We start from the raw sequence: 17,854 nt of genomic DNA, 5'->3' as shown, positions 1-17,854 counted from the left end.
TCAGAGAACACAGGACTACACGGACACAAGCCTTTTCTCTATATACCGTGTAGATGCAAGTGGTGTTACAAGTGACCTCCGATGCTGATGAGAATTATTGGTTAGGAGTGCGTGATGCACTTCGCATGGTTGACAGTTTTATCGAGTGGGCGCGACTAAATCCGGATCGTGCAAAACCACTCGCCCAATTCATAAATGAGGCGTTGATAGCTGCTGCAAGACGATGCAAGTCATGCCTCACACATACCTTAGGAGTTACTTTCGCTGCATCACAAGAGGAAGAGAAACGGAGAATTTCGGCACGCCCAACAGTGGATTTCTTCGAGGACACACAGACAATGATCGAGTCCTCACCACTTGCAGACACCCTAAGTAATCCTGATGACCTTTATGGCACCCCGCACCGAGAAGAACCTCCGGCACCTCCCGTTCCTGAGGCGCGGGAACCAAGCCCCAGTGAAACACGCCTGACTGATACCACCCCATCTTTTGAGATGACCCCTCCGTCACCAACAGAAGAGAGCATGAAGACCGCACCAGAGATCGAATTCGTTTCGCATCATGAAGGCCCACGTATTGAAACGGAACAGCCAGCACAATTTCATGAGGTCACTCCACCCCACGCAGAACCCGAAGAGTCATCACCATTAGAGACCCTTGAGCGGACAGGTGAGATGAGTGAGGCCGATATCTCACCGGAGGGATTGCCACGTGATTTCAGTACTGATTTCCAGTTAGTTGAGCCTGAGCCTCTGTCTACAGAGGAGACAAAGCACGAGACTGCGCCTGAAGATGATGAGACAATCATAACGCCAGAGAGTTCCACAACCTATGAGGATGATATCTCCACAGAGGAGCCTGAACCAAGAAAAAGTGATGAAACGAAATTCATACCTGACGATGCATTCAAAGATGCAATAGCTGAAATCGACAGAGTGCTTGATGAGGCATTTGCAATACATTCAGAGGCTGAAGATCATACTCCAGAGACCGATGAACCTAGTGAATTTACTTGGCACGATTATGAAGACACTATGACACCACAGGAGAGCCCGCTGGAGCCATCATCAGAACCCAGCATCACTACAGACGAGGAAGAGATCGGAACCGAACCTGAGGCGGATTATGACCAACCACTGGTGACACCTCCACCTTCAACAGAAGCAACACAAATGAGTGAGACCCCTGTTTCTGAGGAACCACTGGTAACACCTCCTCCGCCCGAGACCATGATGCCACCAACAGAAGAAGAGCCATCCGACGCATCAGAGCGATACACCGAGGAAATGGATGAGTCCCCCTCCACAACCTCATATGAAGAACCTATTGAGGAACGGAAACCTTGGTCAGCGCCACCTGAGTCCCGTGACGCATGGAGCCCTTACGACGAGCCATCTATAGATCATGAGGCCAAGACCTCACCACTTGAAGAACCAGAGAAAGACATGGAAGAGATCACTAGTTCAGAAGACGAGCCAACAACCGTGACCACTCCGCCACCCCCACCGCCTCCACCACCTGAACCTGATGAGAGCGAGGAGGAGCGTCAGAAACGTACTCGGCGTCTGTTCTTTGGTGCATAGTATCTGATGAGAACAGTCGCATTGCACAACAGGGGGGAGCCAGTCAGGTGGACTATACGGCAGAAGTAGCAGTGGGTATTGCCCGTAACCAAAGAGAGGCATTATCAAATGCGCTCAAGAAATTGAGTTCCCCACCAGTTCTTACTTCCAAACAGAACCAGGTCGTTCTCAAACCCTCAATCTATGATACCAACCTCCCAGACAATACCTCCTTTGAGTTAATACGTGCGATTGTCCGCACATTTAGTCTAGTGGGCCAAGTTCATATCGTGGAGGACGATAACCCTCTGAGGACAGCAGATATTGCATTCTCTGAGAGCGGGTATGCACAACTCGCAGACAAAAACGTGATCCTTGTCAATCTCTCAAGAACCCAGTCCAAACACGTTCAAAAAACGGGGCTTATCAGAGGTGGCTATGACCTACCCAGATTGATCCTCCAAGATCGATTTTTCATTAATGTTCCCACTCTGAAGATCGACCCGCGAGTCACCATTGGAGCGGGAATCAAGAATCTGTTCGGTCTCATTCCTGAAAAGAATAAAGATGCCCTTCATGAACAGCTTGAGGACATTCTACTTGATCTGCTCTCGATAGTAGCCCCTGACCTCACCATCCTAGACCTCACAGATGTTGTAATAGGCTCACGCGAAGATGAGAAGACTGTTCATGTGGGAGGCGTCTTAGTCGGAACTGATCCTGTGGCCGTGGATGCACTGGCCGCATCATTACTTGGTCGTGACCCGCTGAACATCTCCTTACTGCGACGTGCTCACGATATGGGTCTTGGTGAGGCACTACCTGATCGAATTCGACTTGTTGGGACTGAGCATCAAAAGGAGATCCTGTATGATTCTATGGAGCGAATCCGTAACGCTTCGGACTGAATTCAAAGAGAAACCGACTTTAGGCGTTTAATCCATCCGAAATTGACAATATACGCAATAGATGCACTTATAGAGCTAATCAAAAGTATTATAATGCGCGTCGTTCGCGCCAGCTTGCTGGTGTCTGAAGTACCATGAAAACCAGCGTGCGGTGATAGTGCCATGGACTGGACCTCACTTCACATGCAGCGAATCCCTGCATCCGGAACTCTACGAATGTTCGACCTTGCCGCAAAACTTGAGGCAGAAGGTCGCAAAGTGTACCACTTTGAGGTCGGTCAGCCTGACTTTCCGACACCAAATAATATCATTGAGGCAGCTGTTGAGGCGCTTCGAAACGGTTTTACAAGATACGTTTCTTCAAGGGGTATTCCCCCACTGCTTGAAGCCATTGCTAAACGCTATCATGATCGAAACATTGAGATCGACCCGGCGGAGAACATCATTGTCACGCCAGGAGCAAAGATGGCACTCTTCATGGGATTTCTTGCAGTGATTGATATTGGGGACGATGTGGGCATCATTTCGCCGTCGTGGCCCAGTTACCGTATTATGATCCGCAATGCTGGGGCCTCACCTGTGGACATCCCCACAAGTCCAGACTACGGTTTCGATGAGGAGGCTGTCAAGGAGAGCCTGACACCTGACACTCGTTGTATTGTTATCAACAGTCCAAATAACCCCACTGGGGGGATCATGACCAAGTCCGACTTGAAGGCACTCTACGACTTGGCATGCGATCACGACTTTGTCATATTCAGTGACGAGATCTACGAGCATCTTGTCTATGACGGTTTCAAACAGACGAGCATGCTTGAGATAGATCCCACAATGGAACGAACACTCGTCATCAATGGATTCTCTAAGGCCTACGCGATGACTGGCTGGAGACTCGGTTATGCGATTGGAAATGCCGAGACCATCAGCAACATGGTCCGTATCCAGCAGAACACGACCTCCTGTGCTACTTCATTCGTCCAGGCCGCTGGAGTCGCTGCCCTTCGAGGGGATCAGTCACCAATTGAAACCATGCGCAAAGAGTACGAACGCCGCAGAACACTGATGAGAAACATGTTCTGCTCGATGGACTCTGTTACATGTGTTGCACCCAAGGGGGCATTCTACATGTTCCCAGATTTCGCAGCGTATGGGATGCGAAGTACTGAGATGGCCGAAAAGATATTGCGAGAGACGGGAATCGTATGTACACCTGGTGTAGTCTTCGGTTCCGCATATGATACGCATTTGAGATTCACATATGCTGCCTCGGCAGAGGTCATTGAGGAAGGACTTGCGATCCTAGGAGATTATCTCTCGAGCCTGAAAAGGAGTACTCCCACCCATGCCGGCAGATTACCTCAGACCCCAGTCACCTGAACTCACAGAGGTTAGGTTTGAATGCTTAAAATGCGGCGTGTGTTGTCGCCAACCGGACATCATCATAACAGTGACAGGACATGATGTCGCCCGCTTGGCACGAGGTCTCAATCTGTCGCCACCCGAAACTTTACGAGCCCTCGACTTCTATCTCTTAGACACAGTGGAAATAGTGCCCCTTGGTCTTCGTGAGATTCCGGCGGTAATGACAGAACACGGGCTTGCGTACATGGCACTCAAAAAGATCGATGATGGTTCCTGTGTGTTTCTCTCAGATGACCTGTGCCTCATCCATGCTATACGTCCAAGCGCATGTGTGTCCTTCCCGTTCACGTTTCGTGTAGTTGCAGGATCCATCATGTGGGGCCTGAGCGCAAAGAAAGAACTCTGTCCAGGAATTGGAAAAGGAGAACCTGTGTCGGAGTTGGAGTTGTATCAACTGGCCGCCCCAGTTATTGAAGAACTGTCACTCTACTCAGAGTTTGTCAGCCAGTGGAATGCCAGCGAGATTAAACACACTGCGGCGGGTTTTGTCAAGGCAATTCTTGAGAGCCCGCTCTTCGCATAAGGAATCTTTATCTTATCGGTAAAGCGTGTTCGTTTGAGCAGCTATGACAGAACGAGTGCTGGTCACTGGCGGAGCAGGATTCATTGGCAGTCACATTGTCGACAGATTGATCGAGTCCTATGACGTAGTGGTCCTTGACGATCTCTCAGCAGGTCTCTTGGAGAATATTCAACACCATATGTCACGCGATAATTTTGAGTTCATTAAAGGCTCAATTGGGTCTCAAGATGATGTCCGTCGTGCTCTTGAGGGGGTCTCGATGGTCTTCCATTTTGCAGCACAACCGGATGTCAGACTTAGTGCCGAACGACCATTATGGGATTTCAATATCAATGTGACAGGAAGCATGCTTCTATTAGATACGATGAGGGAGATGGAAGTCCCCAAGATGATCTTTGCATCGTCTGGTGGGACCGTGTACGGGGACGCTGAGGTCTTTCCCACACCTGAGTCTACAGCGTTTCGCCCGATCAGCAATTATGGCGCTGCAAAAGGTGCCTTTGAGATGTACCTCTCATCATATGCAGAGCTCTACGGTATTAACTCTGTGAGCCTTCGGCTTGCAAATATCATTGGGCCTCGTTCGACACATGGGGTCATTTATGACTTCTACATGAAAATAAAACAAGAACCCACACGTCTTGAAGTACTAGGTGATGGCACTCAGGACAAGGCATACATGTATGTGAGCGATATGGTCGAGGCTGCAGTCCTGCTGGCTAAACGTATGAAACCCGGATACCTACCGGTCAATGTTGGATCCGGCCAGCGCCTGAAAGTGGCACGTATTGCTGAACTGGTCCGTGAGGAACTTGGTGTTCCGGAGGCACAAATCGTCTATACTGGCACCAAACGTGGATGGGCAGGTGATGTAGTCATCACAGACATCGATATCTCGCTCCTCAAGTCATTTGGATGGACTCGCAAGATAGAACTGGAAGACGGTGTGCGACTGTATATCCAATGGCTTGTGGACACATTTGGGCCAGTCCAGTAACTCTCATACCTTGATGAGAATTTGGAAGATGTTACCAAAGTTATGTTCAACAATGCGACTTTTCTCTGCATACTCCGCAAGAGGCTCAAGCCGCTTGTCCACTTTGACCTTCTCTGCAAACCGAGTTGAGCGAATCTCATTGTGGATGTCTTTATTCACTAAGAGGATCTGATCTGCGGTCTTGAGGATAAATGATAACATGCGCAACAATATATTAAAATCTTGAACTTCACGCAGCTGTAGTGTCTGACTATAGAACTGGAATTCGTATCGCGCCAACAACTCTCGTTTTCTGACAAGTTCAATTAGCCAATCTTCAGTCCCTTCCTTCCTCAGGGAGTTTTCAAGATCCATCCAATATTGTTGCTGCTCCAACAATTGGACCAGATATCTTCTCAAGAAGGCAAAGTGATCAACCCCCTCCTCGATATCATCCTCATCCCCGATCGGATGCATGAGAGAATCCACTTGACTGTGCTTGACTGCGATCATCAATGAGAACTTGTCCACATATCTCTTGATCTCTGCTGCCTTTTCTGCCTTTGTCATTGTGTCCGCAAAGGTATCTGCTAAAGTAAGCAGGAATTTGTAAAGGCATTCGCTACAGATTTCTGCACTTGCAGTCATGTCTTTTGTTGACAAGAACTGCAATGCGTCCAAAAGGTCCTGTGCTGGAACATCGCGACCATGAATTCTGAGCTTCCAGCCCTGAGAGATACAATAGACCCTATTGTCTTCGAAGTTGACATAGATTGACGAGTAGCAGATATTGTCCTCTTCCGCACGTTCTTTTTCCATCTCGGCCCTACTACGGTTAAGAGAGAAAATTGACGGGTCTATCTCAATATGGTCTACTTCAAGAACTTCATCATTATTGACGCACAAGGTCTCCCCATCGAAGACCTTGAAGCAGGGACAGCCTCTCACAAGTTTAATTGAACTTGGGGAATCCTCATCATCATCAAAGACCATTATGAACCGCCTCGATTATGTTCTCTCTCTCCCTCGCGCAGTGATATCAAGATGGAACCGCGCTATTTGAAGATTTGCGACTGTCCATAGTCACGAGAAGTGCCCTGATTCCTTCCTCGATTCTCTCTCTGTTTAGCATGTGTGTTCGGATCATGGACTCGGTCTCTGGAGGGATTTCGGAGGATAACAAGCGATTGTTTATCTCTTGAATCTTTGAACATAATGAAACAAGACGCGCCGCGGTCTTTCTAATGAGCCTTGGCTGAGTAGTTGGGCCCCTCTCGTGTTCATATAAAGCGAGGAGCTGATAATGAAGAACCATCTCCATTCGCGAGGTGCGTCTGTACAGCTCTAAAAGCTCGTGAAGAGTCTTTGTACCCTCGGTTACTGACTGTCTACTGATGTACGAGGACCATACTCGTTTCTCCTCGATCAGTTCCCGAAGATGGGCTCTAAGCACGCTTCGGTATGTGACCCCGGTCATTCGCTCATCTGTATGCGAACGATCATGAGGAATGTGCTGTGAATGAACAATATATGCCTCAATCAGTTTATGTGCCTCATCCGAAGAGATTTCCTCCTCAAAGACACCACCCATGGTCACTAGATATTTGTAGATACACGACGAACACACTTGCTCGTTTTCGGTAATGATGCTAAATTGGATCGCATCTTCTATGTCACTTGAGCGAATCGGGACTCCATTGATACGTAATGGTTCTCCATGTAATGCACAATAGGCGACACCATCAGATCGCCCGACATCCACAATACCATAGCAAGGCCGTGGGTCTTTATGGTAACTGGCCTCATTACTCCTCTGGGAATCACGGATACTCTCGAGAGCCATCTCTTTTGAGACGTCGAGAAAATAAATTGGAGTGATCTCATCATTATTGATGCAGATCTGTTCTGTTCCAAACTCCATCAGGCAAGGGCATCCTTTGACGAGATATGAGGTGGGCTGTGTGTCATGATGATTCACACTATTCTCAGTCATCTCTGTCGCTTTCCCAAGGGCAACTTATCGTTACCTATTTTCGATAAATATGCCCTATTTACTGGTATTAATATTATGGTGTGTGTATTTGCCTATCCCCATAGTTCCCGCTTGAGCAGGTCACGGATCGCAATACGAATTGCCTCGGATCGGTTTGGATAGAGATTGTTCTCCACAAGCTTCTCCAGTCCGTCAATATAGGTTTCAGGAACATGCAATGTTACAAGTTTCATTTCTCTCTCACCTATCTTTCTTTACGAGGGCGACAATGTACAATCACAATGTCTATCTCGATATTCATCTAATCCTACTCTGGGTCATACTAGAATATGGCTGTGTGTAATACTCACTCGGCATTGAAGCTAACAGTGCCATGCGTCGGATTGGTAAAGGAAAACATGCATACGGCCTGACGTTCCATGAGTCAGTGAAAAGGAGGAGGAGCGAAGATCGCTCCCGCTCTAAAAAAGAGAGCGCGCACCAGTTGCCGGGAGAAGTTTCCGTGCGCGCCAAGTGATGTGAAATCAAGATTCCTTATGGCATCTTGTGTGTTGCAGCCAATATCTGGTTAATACACAGGCAATAGTCAGGTTATGCCTTCTCTCGCAATACATTTTAGGCAGTAATCCCCTTTGCCATACTATTCACATTGAGGTGAAAGACACAAATGTCAGGAGGCGCTACAGACAAACAATCTGGCTCTGCGGGCGCTGCAGAAAACACTCCTCAGACCACTGAGGAGTTGCAATCTTTGAAACTTATCAGAGAGAGAAGATCAATTCGAGAGTTCACTGGCGAGAAGATCCCCGACGAACATATCGAGATGATCCTTGATGCAGCAAGGCACGCACCGAGCCCTGAGAACATGCTAATGATACGCTTCGTTGTCATTCGTGATGATGAAGAAACCAAGAGATTCCTGGCCGATATTGCACAAGAGATGGCCCAGACAGCCTTCGGTGGTTCGCCCTTTGAACTTGCAAGTGGGCGAAATTGGTTCGTAACCGATCCATACCGGGCTGCTGTCTACGCGACTCTGCGTGATGGCGATTTGTTCAGGTATCCAGAAAAATCCGATGCTGTAATTATCGTCTGTGCAAGTGAAGCATGGCATGATGCGGGCTATCTATATCCCCTAGAGCTCTTTGGTTCAGTAGTGGCAGGGATGGCGGTTCAAAATATGTGGCTCGTTGCCACAGAACTGGGCTATGGTTGTGGATACGAGGCTCTAATAGCTGCAGATCCGCGACATGCTGAACTTGTCCGTGATCGACTTGGAATTCCACCACTCTGGACACCATTGACGGCATTTTGTATCGGAAAGCCATCTAGACCAAGATACCTTGGGCCAAGCAGGGTTCCGCTTGAAGGACTGATGTATAACGAACGATGGGGCAACCCGTACAAGCGTTTGGCCTTCAGAGAAAAGGAGGAATGAAGATGGAAGTCAATTTTGAAGGCGAGATCAAAGAGAAGATCGAGGAACTTGCCGCAGAGACCGGTGTCAAGCCAGAGGGCTTGATAGAGATTGTGATGCGCGAATTCGCACGGAACACCGGTGGACGCGTCTATGTGGGTCGCTGGTCAAAGGGTGAAGTCGATGGTGTAAAGGGAATGCGCTATGTGGTACAATGGCCATTCCGTCCAGGCTTCCTAGAGGCGACTGGAGATCTTGTCAAAAAGTGGAGGAATGAATAATGGCAAAGTTCAGAAAACATCCAACCGGAGAATGGCCGTTCTATCCGCGACTCAAAGAGAGCGACATCGATGCCGAGTATTGGTCAACTAAGAAGATGTACCTCAAGTCATTCATTGACGATCGCAAAGGGCGTATTGTCGTCCTTATGGATGGCGACGAGTACGACACATTTCTAGACAAAGTCAAGAAGCGAAAAGGCAACATCTGGGCCTCATCTGTTGATGCGGCTATGAAAGAGGCCATCGCAGACTGGATAGCTAAGGAGGACTGAGATCATGTCACAACTACAAGAGTTCTTCCAGTTTCTAATCGCAAAGGTGCGTGAGAAAGACGATCTGAAGAAGGAGCTTGCCAAGTGGGTGGGTCCCTACGACGGAAAGATCCTTCAGGTCTATACCGAGGATGGCCCACAATACATTGTCGTGACCAAAGATAAGATGAGCCTTCACAATGGCACATACCCAAGTCCGGATGTCATCTATAAGGCATCGGCTGCGACCCTGCTTGCCATTTTTACAGGAGAGGTGCCTTTCAAGAAGACACAGAAAGATGGTAGCCTGGTCGTCATAGGAAATGCCCATGAGAGCGTTCCGCTTGCCAATCTGATCCTTCAAGTGATGATGTCTGCTATGTAGAGGGTGATGTCATGGAAGTCAAGAGGATAGCCGTCATTGGTTCTGGCCTCATGGGTTCTGGCATCGCCTATGTCTCTGCATGGAATGGCTTTGATGTCGTCATGGTCGATATCAAGCAGGAGGCCATTGATGCTGGTATGGAACGCATCCGAAACGATGTGATGACCGGCATTGAAAAGGGCAAGATGTCGTTAGCCGACGCTGAGGCCCTTATGAGCCATCTGCGGGCCACAACAGATACAGCGGATGCTGTGAAGGATGCGGATTTGATTATTGAGGCGATCTTTGAGAACATGGAGGTCAAAAAGAAAGTCTTTGCTGATGTTGATGCAAAGGCTCCGCCTCATGCGATTCTTGCATCCAATACTTCCTCTCTCAGTATTGATGAGATCGCAAGTGCCACAAAACGCCCCGACAAGGTGGTAGGGATGCACTACTTCTCCCCAGTTGCAGCGATGCGATTGGTCGAGGTAGTAATTGGTGAGAAGACCAGTGAGGAAACTGTTGCAACCGCCATTGGAGTGGCTGAAAAGCAGGGCAAGATCCCTGTAAAGGCCAAGAACAGTCCAGGGTTTATTGTCAATCGTATACTCATGCCTGTGCTCCGAGAGGCGATCCTTCTCTATGAGCAAGGGGTTGCCACAAAGGAGGAGATTGACAGTGCCATGACCGTCCATGGCAAGTTCCCAGCAGGACCATTTGTGTTGGGCGACTTCGTGGGGCTGGACATAGCTCTCCATACAATGGAGACGCTCTATCAAGAGATCGGAGAGTGCTTCAAACCTCCCGAGTCCTTGAAGAAGCTCGTGGAGAGCGGTGCCATCGGTACGAAGTCCAAGAAAGGCTTCTATCAATATGGTGGTGCGGCTGCGGAACCTGAGGCACCCAAGGGTGTTGATCCACAATGGCTAGTAACACGAATCACGGTACCTGTTGTCCGCGAGGCGATGCTGCTCATTGATGAGGGTATTGCTACAAAGGATGACATCGACAAGGCCATGAAGCTGGGTGCCAACTTCCCCAAGGGACCATTTGAGATGGCCGAGGCACTTGGTATGGACAAAATCAAGGCCGAGTTGGAGAAGTTGTATCAGGAGCATGGCGAGTGTTATAGTCTGCCAAAGATGCTCGAGTGACCAAAAGTGGTAGGACGGGCGAATTAGCCTGTCCTCCCGACTCTTTTTTATAATGGCGGAGGTTTATTAGTCGCCTTGCAATTTGTTTACAATAGAGTCTCTGAGAGGTATAAGAATGCCAGAGTTCGAGACAATGCTATACGAAAAGGCGGGGTCATTTCTGTCGCCCGTCAAGAACGTAGCCCTGATCAAGTTCAACCGCATCGATGCGCTGAATGCGATCAATGATCAATTCATCAAGGATCTCATTGCGGCTCTAGACGAGGCGGAAAAGGATCCAGATGTTCGTTCTGTAGTCCTAGCCACAGCCCATGAGAAGGTCTACTGTACAGGTGCTGACCTGAAGATGGCACAGGGCCTCTTGGGTAAACCTGATGCCGTTCGTGAGCTGGTCTCACTTGGTCAGAAGGCCATTGACAAGATTGCAACCTTGAGCAAACCAGTCATTGCCGCGATCCATGGTCTGTGCCTTGGTGGGGGTACCGAGATCGCACTGGCCTGTGACATACGAATTGCCGATGAGGAGGCAAAGATTGGCGCTCCCGAAGTGAGTCTTGGTCTCATCCCCGCATGGGGTGGTTGTGTCCGGCTGCCACGAATTGTTGGGCTTGGCAAGGCCATGGAGCTGATTCTGACAGGTGGTCAGATCTCGGCTCAAGAAGCACTTGATATAGGTCTCATCAACAAGGTGACCAAACCCGAGGAACTCATCAGTCAAGCAATGTGGTATGGTGCCAAGTTCGGAGGAAATGCGCCAATTGCAATGAAGTATGCAAAGAAAGCGACTCACATGGCCTTCGAGGCATCTTACGAGAAGAACTTAGAGTTCGAGGTTGACGCTGCCGCTGAGTGCTTCGGGACCAAGGATCTTGCAGAAGGCATCTCCGCAGTCTTCGAAAAGCGACGAGGCAAGTTCAAGGGCGAGTAAGATTTGGATAGACCCCGGTCAACGGGGTCCTTATTTTTTCTTTTTTCTTGTTTTTGCTGGATTTTCTCTTTGCTATAAAAAAGCGTCAAGCTTAAGACCAAGTTTGGGAAACAATGACAAATCTATACAATACCTTTGGGACCTGCGCCAACTAATGCAGGAGAATCCCAGGAGGAAGAAAAACATTGACAAGAAGGGTAGCAGTAGTGGCTGGTGGCCACGCAAAGTTCGGGAAGCGATATGATGCGACCATGCGAGAACTCTGTGCTGAGGCCTACAAGCCCATCTACGACGAAGGAATCACTCAAGATAAGATCGATGCGAGCGTACTATCATACGCGGCATCACAGTTCACGGGACAGGGTGCTGGTTCTGCACTAATAGCTGATTATCTTGGCTTGGCAGACAAACCACATCTCCGTGTTGAGTCAGCGTGCACAACCGGAACCGCCTCTTTGCGAGCAGCATGGGGGATGGTCGCCGCAGGTCTCTATGATGTGATGCTTGTAGTAGGTGTAGAACAGATGAACCGTGTCAGCTCTGCACGAGCGACCGAACTGATGGCCCAAGCTGGTGATATGCGATGGGAATACCCATACGGGGTCTCATTTCCGGCATTCTATGCGTTGATGGCCTCCAGATACATGCACGAATACAATTTGCCTCATGAAGTCCTGTCTATGATCTCGGTCAAGTCACATCATTATGGCGCCCAGAATCCAAAAGCGCATCTCCCACGTGAGGTCACACTGGAAGAGGCCAATAATGCAGTCCCGATCTGTAGACCGTTGAATCTCTATGACTGTAGTCTCATCACCGATGGTGCAGCAGCAGTGGTCATTGCCGCCGAAGACAGAGTCAAAGAGTTCACCGACGAACCAATGTGGATCAAAGGCATTGGCGCCGGAGCCTCCGAGATGATGATTCAAGATCGACCCTCACTGACCTCCATCCCCGGCGCAAAGCGCGCAGCGAAGGCGGCCTATAAGATGGCGGGAATCGGCCCCAAGGACATAGACATGGCCGATGTGCACGACTGCTTTTCGATTGCCGAACTCATAGCCTACGAGGACCTAGGCTTCGCCGAACCGGGCAAGGGCCGCGAGATCGTTGAGAACAAAGAGAACTATCATGACGGTAGAATCCCGGTGAATGTCGATGGGGGCCTTAAGAGTAAGGGACATCCATTAGGTGCGACAGGAGTCTCGATGACTTACGAGATCCTCACTCAGATGCGTGGCGAGGCGCAGAACCCATCACGTCAAGTCGATGATGTACAATACGGCCTTGTCCATAATGTCGGCCAGAGTGGGCAATTCACTAACATCTTCATCTTCGAGAGGGGTTGGTAATCGTGTCAGAAAAAGAACTATACTTAGGCTATGCGACCGACAAGGTCGTCACACCATTCTTTAGAAAATTCTTAGAGGCACTCGAACAAGAGAAACTAATGAAGAGCGTATGCCCCAATTGTGGTGCTGAATTCTTGCCTCCGCGGCAGCATTGTCAGAAATGTTTGAGCGAGACCGAGCTGAAAGAGTTCACAGAACGAGAGGCGAAATTGTACTCCTATGTGATCGTTGACTTCCCACCAGAGAGCCTTGCCTCGCGGGCGCCGTATGTGGTCGCTATCGGCGAGTTCCCATCGGGCCTTCGCTTGACCGCACATATCACAAATCTGACGAGCATGCCTGAAGTAGGTATGCCACTCAAATTGGCATTCGACCGTGTCGATGAGAAAAAGATCACGTACAAGTGGCTTGTGTAGTGGGCCTACGCCCCTACACCTTATTTTTATTGCTTAATTTTTAGAGATTACGTCTCAGCATCGGTGAATGACGTATGTAGGCTCCAGTGGCATCTTTGCCTGAGACTCATTAGACATCTCCAAAATGCTTGCCACCTTTGTAAAGAGCGCCACCTGCTTCATTGTGCTATTAAAAATCATTGCTGCCTCTCGGTTGTCGCAATGATCCAGACGACTCAACGCATCATCGATGACTTCAAGGATGTCATGAATTCTCCGGCGTCCCTCATTTCTCCTGTAGTCTGAAAAGACAACGTAGTCAGGTGCATCAGGACACCATGATTTGAGGAAGCGTTCCTGTTCGGACACAATCGTCCTGAATTCATAGGTTCCAAGCAGAGACTTCTTCATTGCTTGAAGGGAATTATGCCAAATTGTTTTCCTGTCTATCGAGGCCACAACAAACACCCGTCGTTCTCCCGGAAACGACAGCTTCGTTTTAACTCAAACATACAAATAAATCTAGGGTAAAATGGTCTTGTTCCATGTACGAACGGTTTTTGTAGCATAGTAGATGCTAGGACTACACCTTGACCGACTTTGATTATCCAATCCACATCGAAATTATGCCTCATGTACACCTTATCCGCGGAGAGAATCGTTCTCGATTCCCAAACTCCAATAGTATTCTCATCGATGATGAGATTCTCACTCTCGTCGACGCGGGAACCACTCTTGGTCTCATCGAAAAGACTCTACACGATCTTGGTCACGAACTCAAAGATATTGATAGAATAGTTCTAACACATTTTCATTTTGACCACAAAGGAAATGCGAATCGCATCTGGAATACTGCACAATGTGAGGTACTTTGCCATCCGTTGGGCGAGTCAGGCATTAAATCATTCAATGGTTTTATTGAAAATTATGGGATGCAGAATCATCGATTCTGGCCTGAGTGGGAAACCTTCTTTAGAAGTCAAATGCCACATGTACTGGAGAATTATGAGGTCACGGGTCATTTCCAAGATGGAAAGGCGATCTCCTGCGGCGAAGTTGAACTAATCCCTATCCACGCCCCAGGTCATTCCAAGGACCACACCTGCTTCGGTATCAACGGTTTCGACACCATTTTGCTTGTGGACATAGATCTCACAAAATTTGGACCGTGGTATGGTAATGCTGTTGGAAACATTGAGGACTTCAGGCGCTCGATTCAGAAGATCATCGACTTGGAGCCACAAGTTGGGATCAGTAGTCATCAACTCGAGCCCATTCGTGAGGATCTTATTCCGCGGCTTGAGAAGTATCTTGCAGTTTTTGATTGGCGTGAACAACAGATCATAGAGCGGGTAGAGAAAGGTCTCGATACAGTTGAGAAACTGGCCCTCTCCAATGTAATCTATCCGCGATTCCCACACAAACTCTACATCATGTTCGAGGAGATAATGCTCAAGATGCATATTGACCTGCTCGTCAGTAAAGGCAACCTGATATGGAATGATGGGAAACTTGAGGTGGTTCATAAATAGAAAGAGCGACCGGGGAAGCCCCGGTCTGATTGAATGAACTTAATCATTTGTGCTTGAATTGGGCCTCTCTCTTATTGAGAAACGCATCAACACCTTCTTTCATGTCCTCGGTGTCAAAGACTTTACAGAAGACATTGACCTCGAATTCAAGGGACTCTTTCAAGGGGAGAGCCCATGCATTGTTCAGAGATTGCTTGGCCACATCCACCGCAACACCAGGCTTGGTCGCAAGTTTCTTCGCAAGCGACATCACACCATCACGCAGGGCCTCAACAGACTCGAAGACCTTATTGACAAGGCCTATTGTCTGTGCCTCCCCAGCGGCGATCTGATCCCCTGTGAGTACGAGCTCTTTTGCCATTCCAAGACCCACAAGTCGTGGGAGCCGAACGGTGCCGCCAAAACCGGGAATAATCCCAAGGTTGATCTCGGGTTGCCCAAATCGAGCGTTGGCTGATGCATAACGTATGTCACAAGCCATAGCGACCTCACAACCGCCCCCTAGTGCAAACCCGTTGACTGCCGCAATAACAGGCTTACTCATGGATTCAATGTATGTACATAGCGCCTGTCCATTCTCGGCCAAGGGTCTCACAGTCTGAGAATCCTTTCCTTCAAACTCTGAGATGTCGGCTCCTGCGGCGAAGGCCTTTTCGCCAGCCCCTGTGAGAATGACGACTCTGACCGAATCATCCTTTTCCGCACGCTCAAAGAGCTCCCTGAGCCTCTTGACTACGGCGATGTTAAGGGCATTGTATTTCTTTGGTCTATTGATAGTGATCGTGGCCACTCCATCACTGGCCGTATACAGAACATCTTCTTCGGACATCGATACTCCTCTCCGATGTTTATATCCGGACATGGCGATTCCGTGTAATAAGGCCTTCTAACAGTTGCAGTAGCATTATTATCTCACGAAGACTAGTATAGTACCTATCGGTGAGAGGAATGAGCCAACGAATATTTGCGGTCTTTGACATTGGAACAACTGGTGCTCGCGCATGCCTTGTTGATGAGGAGGGTCGTGAGATCACACGAGAATATGAGGAATATCCCAAGACACCTCATAGTCTCTCGACACACGAACAACTGGCGGATACGTTCTGGCGTACTGCCTGCAATACGATGCAGCGAGCACTCGCGGATCTCCCCAGAGGCGCGAGCTCTGTGGTCGCCTGTGTAGTTGCGACAACACGCGATTGCATCACACCGGTTGACAAAGCGGGGACACCTCTTGCGCCCACTGTGACATGGGTGGACAATCGTTCCACAGACAGGGCGAGAGAGATGGCTGAGGACATCGGACCGCGAAAGAGCATTCACAAGATGATGTGGTTTGCAGAGAACCGCCCAGATCTCTTTCAGAAGACCTACAAGTTCGTGACTCTTGATGCTCTCATCAACTATCGACTCTGTGGGGCAATGGTGACAGAACCCGCCAATGCCCGGTATGGCCCATTTAATCACGAGTCACTCACTTGGTCCGAAGACCTCTGCGAACTGACGGGCATTCCTCTTGACAAACTTGCAGACATAGTGAAACCAGGACAGATGATTGGAGAGGTCTCACCCGATGCGGCAAGGCAGACGGGACTTCTCAAGGGGACACCAGTGATCATGGGAAGCGGTGATCAGCAATGTTCGGCTTTGGGTACTGGAACAATTCGCCCTGGAATCGTCAAGGCCACAACAGGGACAGGCACCTTTGTGATTACCCACACCGACGAATATTTTGATGAACCTTACGTGATGTTCAGCAACCCCTCTGCAATTCCGGGCAAGTGGATCTTGGAAGGGGTCATTCCGGGAACAGGTCTTGCCTACAAGTGGTTCCGTGATCAGTACTGCGATAGAGAGAGAGCCATTGCCGCCGAGACCAATCGTGATGTCTATGAGATCATCGAGGGCTCTGCGAGCTCTGTTCCTGCAGGCAGTGATGGTCTTGTCATCTTCCCATTCATGGCCTACAACAAGGGCATCTTCTATAATCTGGGATTCGGCCACACAAAGGCGCACATTGCACGTGCCATTATGGAAGCAAATGGGTATGGCATTCAGATGTACGTCCAGATGATGGAGGGCATGCTTGATGTCGAGTTCCCAGAGATCATCATTGATGGTGGCGGTTCCAACTCACCACTCTGGCGACAGATAATTGCCGACTGCACGAACAAACCCGTTGCCCTACCAAGGACCCGTGATGCCACCGTGATCGGAGCCGCAATCTTGGCCGCAATCGGCATGGGAGTATATGGCACGTTTGAAGAGGCCGTCGACAACATGGTGCACATGGAAGAGCGAAGACAACCAATCCCAGAGAATGTTACCATTTACGAACAACAGTATGGGGTCTTCAATAAACTCATGATTGCAGAGATGTCGGACCTGATTTCACTGACATCATAAAATGAGAGTAACTGATTAGGCCGAATAGTGAAACGGAGAGGTCGTTTTAACAACCTCTCTTTAATCAGAAACAAGTTCGAGACCTATGAGTCTTGTTGCTTGCTCTCTTCCCAGAATCGGCCAAGAAGCACCATTGCGAGAACGAGTTCCGAACCATTTAATCGCTGGGCAATGAATTCTATTGATTCACTAACCGTGTCGCCATAGCCCCATGCTTCCTTTGCTGTACTTAACAGATCATCAAAGCGATGCTCAGGGATTCCAAGTGCATCAGTTATCTTTTCGGCATCGTGCCCTACAACTGTCATTATACCAAGATTGTATGTTGGCATCATTCTTCACCATTATCTGGCATCGGTGTCGCCATTAGTTTCTTTTCGCAAAGTA

General features: G+C 48.9%; 21 protein-coding genes. 15 read left to right on the top strand and 6 right to left on the bottom strand.

Going from position 1 to position 17,854, the window contains the following annotated elements; all coding sequences use genetic code 11:
* Positions 1-71: 71 nt before the first annotated feature.
* The 5 genes from K9W43_03095 to K9W43_03075 all read left to right on the top strand — a co-directional run bounded on the left by K9W43_03095 (position 72) and on the right by K9W43_03075 (position 5,412).
* On the top strand, positions 72-1,583 hold the full coding sequence (locus K9W43_03095) for a hypothetical protein (protein ID MCF2136203.1): 1,512 nt from the start codon (positions 72-74) through the stop codon (positions 1,581-1,583).
* Positions 1,584-1,630: 47 nt separating this feature from the next.
* Entirely contained in the window at positions 1,631-2,470 is an 840-nt protein-coding gene (locus tag K9W43_03090) for a DUF362 domain-containing protein (protein MCF2136202.1), read from the top strand.
* A gap of 162 nt (positions 2,471-2,632) precedes the next feature.
* Positions 2,633-3,847, top strand: a complete 1,215-nt coding sequence (locus K9W43_03085; protein ID MCF2136201.1) for a pyridoxal phosphate-dependent aminotransferase — start codon at positions 2,633-2,635, stop codon at positions 3,845-3,847.
* Positions 3,813-4,415 (top strand): YkgJ family cysteine cluster protein, encoded by a 603-nt coding sequence (locus K9W43_03080; protein MCF2136200.1) that lies wholly within the window; start codon positions 3,813-3,815, stop codon positions 4,413-4,415. Before K9W43_03085 ends, K9W43_03080 begins: the two co-directional genes overlap by 35 nt.
* Positions 4,416-4,458: 43 nt before the next feature.
* Positions 4,459-5,412 (top strand): NAD-dependent epimerase/dehydratase family protein, encoded by a 954-nt coding sequence (locus K9W43_03075; protein ID MCF2136199.1) that lies wholly within the window; start codon positions 4,459-4,461, stop codon positions 5,410-5,412.
* 3 nt (positions 5,413-5,415) lie between these two features.
* Here K9W43_03075 and K9W43_03070 read toward each other — a convergent pair whose 3' ends face one another.
* The 3 genes from K9W43_03070 to K9W43_03060 all read right to left on the bottom strand — a co-directional run bounded on the left by K9W43_03070 (position 5,416) and on the right by K9W43_03060 (position 7,617).
* Positions 5,416-6,384 (bottom strand): hypothetical protein, encoded by a 969-nt coding sequence (locus K9W43_03070; GenBank protein ID MCF2136198.1) that lies wholly within the window; start codon positions 6,382-6,384, stop codon positions 5,416-5,418.
* Positions 6,385-6,430: 46 nt separating this feature from the next.
* Positions 6,431-7,384 (bottom strand): hypothetical protein, encoded by a 954-nt coding sequence (locus K9W43_03065; protein MCF2136197.1) that lies wholly within the window; start codon positions 7,382-7,384, stop codon positions 6,431-6,433.
* 92 nt (positions 7,385-7,476) lie between these two features.
* A complete protein-coding gene (locus K9W43_03060; protein MCF2136196.1) occupies positions 7,477-7,617 on the bottom strand; it encodes a ribbon-helix-helix domain-containing protein in 141 nt (46 codons plus the stop codon).
* 434 nt (positions 7,618-8,051) lie between these two features.
* On the opposite strand from K9W43_03060, the gene K9W43_03055 reads away from it, so the two are divergent.
* The 8 genes from K9W43_03055 (at position 8,052) to K9W43_03020 (ending at position 13,550) form a co-directional block, all read left to right on the top strand.
* Complete coding sequence (locus tag K9W43_03055; protein MCF2136195.1) at positions 8,052-8,822, top strand: nitroreductase family protein; 771 nt, start codon at positions 8,052-8,054, stop codon at positions 8,820-8,822.
* A gap of 2 nt (positions 8,823-8,824) precedes the next feature.
* The gene (locus K9W43_03050) at positions 8,825-9,082 is read left to right on the top strand and encodes a hypothetical protein (GenBank protein MCF2136194.1); all 258 of its coding nucleotides are present in this window, start codon (positions 8,825-8,827) and stop codon (positions 9,080-9,082) included.
* Complete coding sequence (locus K9W43_03045) at positions 9,082-9,354, top strand: hypothetical protein (GenBank protein MCF2136193.1); 273 nt, start codon at positions 9,082-9,084, stop codon at positions 9,352-9,354. The genes K9W43_03050 and K9W43_03045 overlap by 1 nt, the downstream gene beginning before the upstream one ends.
* Positions 9,355-9,358: 4 nt before the next feature.
* A complete protein-coding gene (locus K9W43_03040; GenBank protein MCF2136192.1) occupies positions 9,359-9,718 on the top strand; it encodes an SCP2 sterol-binding domain-containing protein in 360 nt (119 codons plus the stop codon).
* An 11-nt stretch (positions 9,719-9,729) separates the two neighbouring features.
* Positions 9,730-10,854: a 3-hydroxyacyl-CoA dehydrogenase gene (locus tag K9W43_03035; protein ID MCF2136191.1), complete on the top strand. Its 1,125-nt coding sequence runs from the start codon at positions 9,730-9,732 to the stop codon at positions 10,852-10,854.
* 115 nt (positions 10,855-10,969) lie between these two features.
* Entirely contained in the window at positions 10,970-11,782 is an 813-nt protein-coding gene (locus K9W43_03030; protein ID MCF2136190.1) for an enoyl-CoA hydratase/isomerase family protein, read from the top strand.
* A 185-nt stretch (positions 11,783-11,967) separates the two neighbouring features.
* Positions 11,968-13,134, top strand: coding sequence for a thiolase domain-containing protein (locus tag K9W43_03025; protein ID MCF2136189.1), 1,167 nt, complete (start codon positions 11,968-11,970; stop codon positions 13,132-13,134).
* A gap of 2 nt (positions 13,135-13,136) precedes the next feature.
* The gene (locus tag K9W43_03020) at positions 13,137-13,550 is read left to right on the top strand and encodes a Zn-ribbon domain-containing OB-fold protein (GenBank protein MCF2136188.1); all 414 of its coding nucleotides are present in this window, start codon (positions 13,137-13,139) and stop codon (positions 13,548-13,550) included.
* Between the two features lie 54 nt (positions 13,551-13,604).
* Here the strand turns inward: K9W43_03020 and K9W43_03015 are convergent, their stop codons facing one another.
* Positions 13,605-13,940 carry a hypothetical protein gene (locus K9W43_03015; GenBank protein MCF2136187.1) on the bottom strand — a complete coding sequence of 112 codons (336 nt, stop codon included), beginning with the start codon at positions 13,938-13,940 and terminating at the stop codon, positions 13,605-13,607.
* A 215-nt stretch (positions 13,941-14,155) separates the two neighbouring features.
* On the opposite strand from K9W43_03015, the gene K9W43_03010 reads away from it, so the two are divergent.
* On the top strand, positions 14,156-15,061 hold the full coding sequence (locus tag K9W43_03010; protein MCF2136186.1) for an MBL fold metallo-hydrolase: 906 nt from the start codon (positions 14,156-14,158) through the stop codon (positions 15,059-15,061).
* A gap of 43 nt (positions 15,062-15,104) precedes the next feature.
* Here the strand turns inward: K9W43_03010 and K9W43_03005 are convergent, their stop codons facing one another.
* Positions 15,105-15,890: an enoyl-CoA hydratase/isomerase family protein gene (locus K9W43_03005; GenBank protein MCF2136185.1), complete on the bottom strand. Its 786-nt coding sequence runs from the start codon at positions 15,888-15,890 to the stop codon at positions 15,105-15,107.
* A gap of 119 nt (positions 15,891-16,009) precedes the next feature.
* On the opposite strand from K9W43_03005, the gene K9W43_03000 reads away from it, so the two are divergent.
* On the top strand, positions 16,010-17,467 hold the full coding sequence (locus K9W43_03000; GenBank protein MCF2136184.1) for a hypothetical protein: 1,458 nt from the start codon (positions 16,010-16,012) through the stop codon (positions 17,465-17,467).
* Between the two features lie 83 nt (positions 17,468-17,550).
* Here the strand turns inward: K9W43_03000 and K9W43_02995 are convergent, their stop codons facing one another.
* Positions 17,551-17,802, bottom strand: coding sequence for a hypothetical protein (locus K9W43_02995; protein ID MCF2136183.1), 252 nt, complete (start codon positions 17,800-17,802; stop codon positions 17,551-17,553).
* Positions 17,803-17,854: the final 52 nt, after the last annotated feature.

The sequence above is a fragment of the Candidatus Thorarchaeota archaeon genome (assembly GCA_021498125.1).
GTDB lineage: Archaea > Asgardarchaeota > Thorarchaeia > Thorarchaeales > Thorarchaeaceae > B65-G9.
Note: the sequence above shows the minus strand (reverse complement) of the source record. Positions and strands in the feature narration are given on the sequence as shown.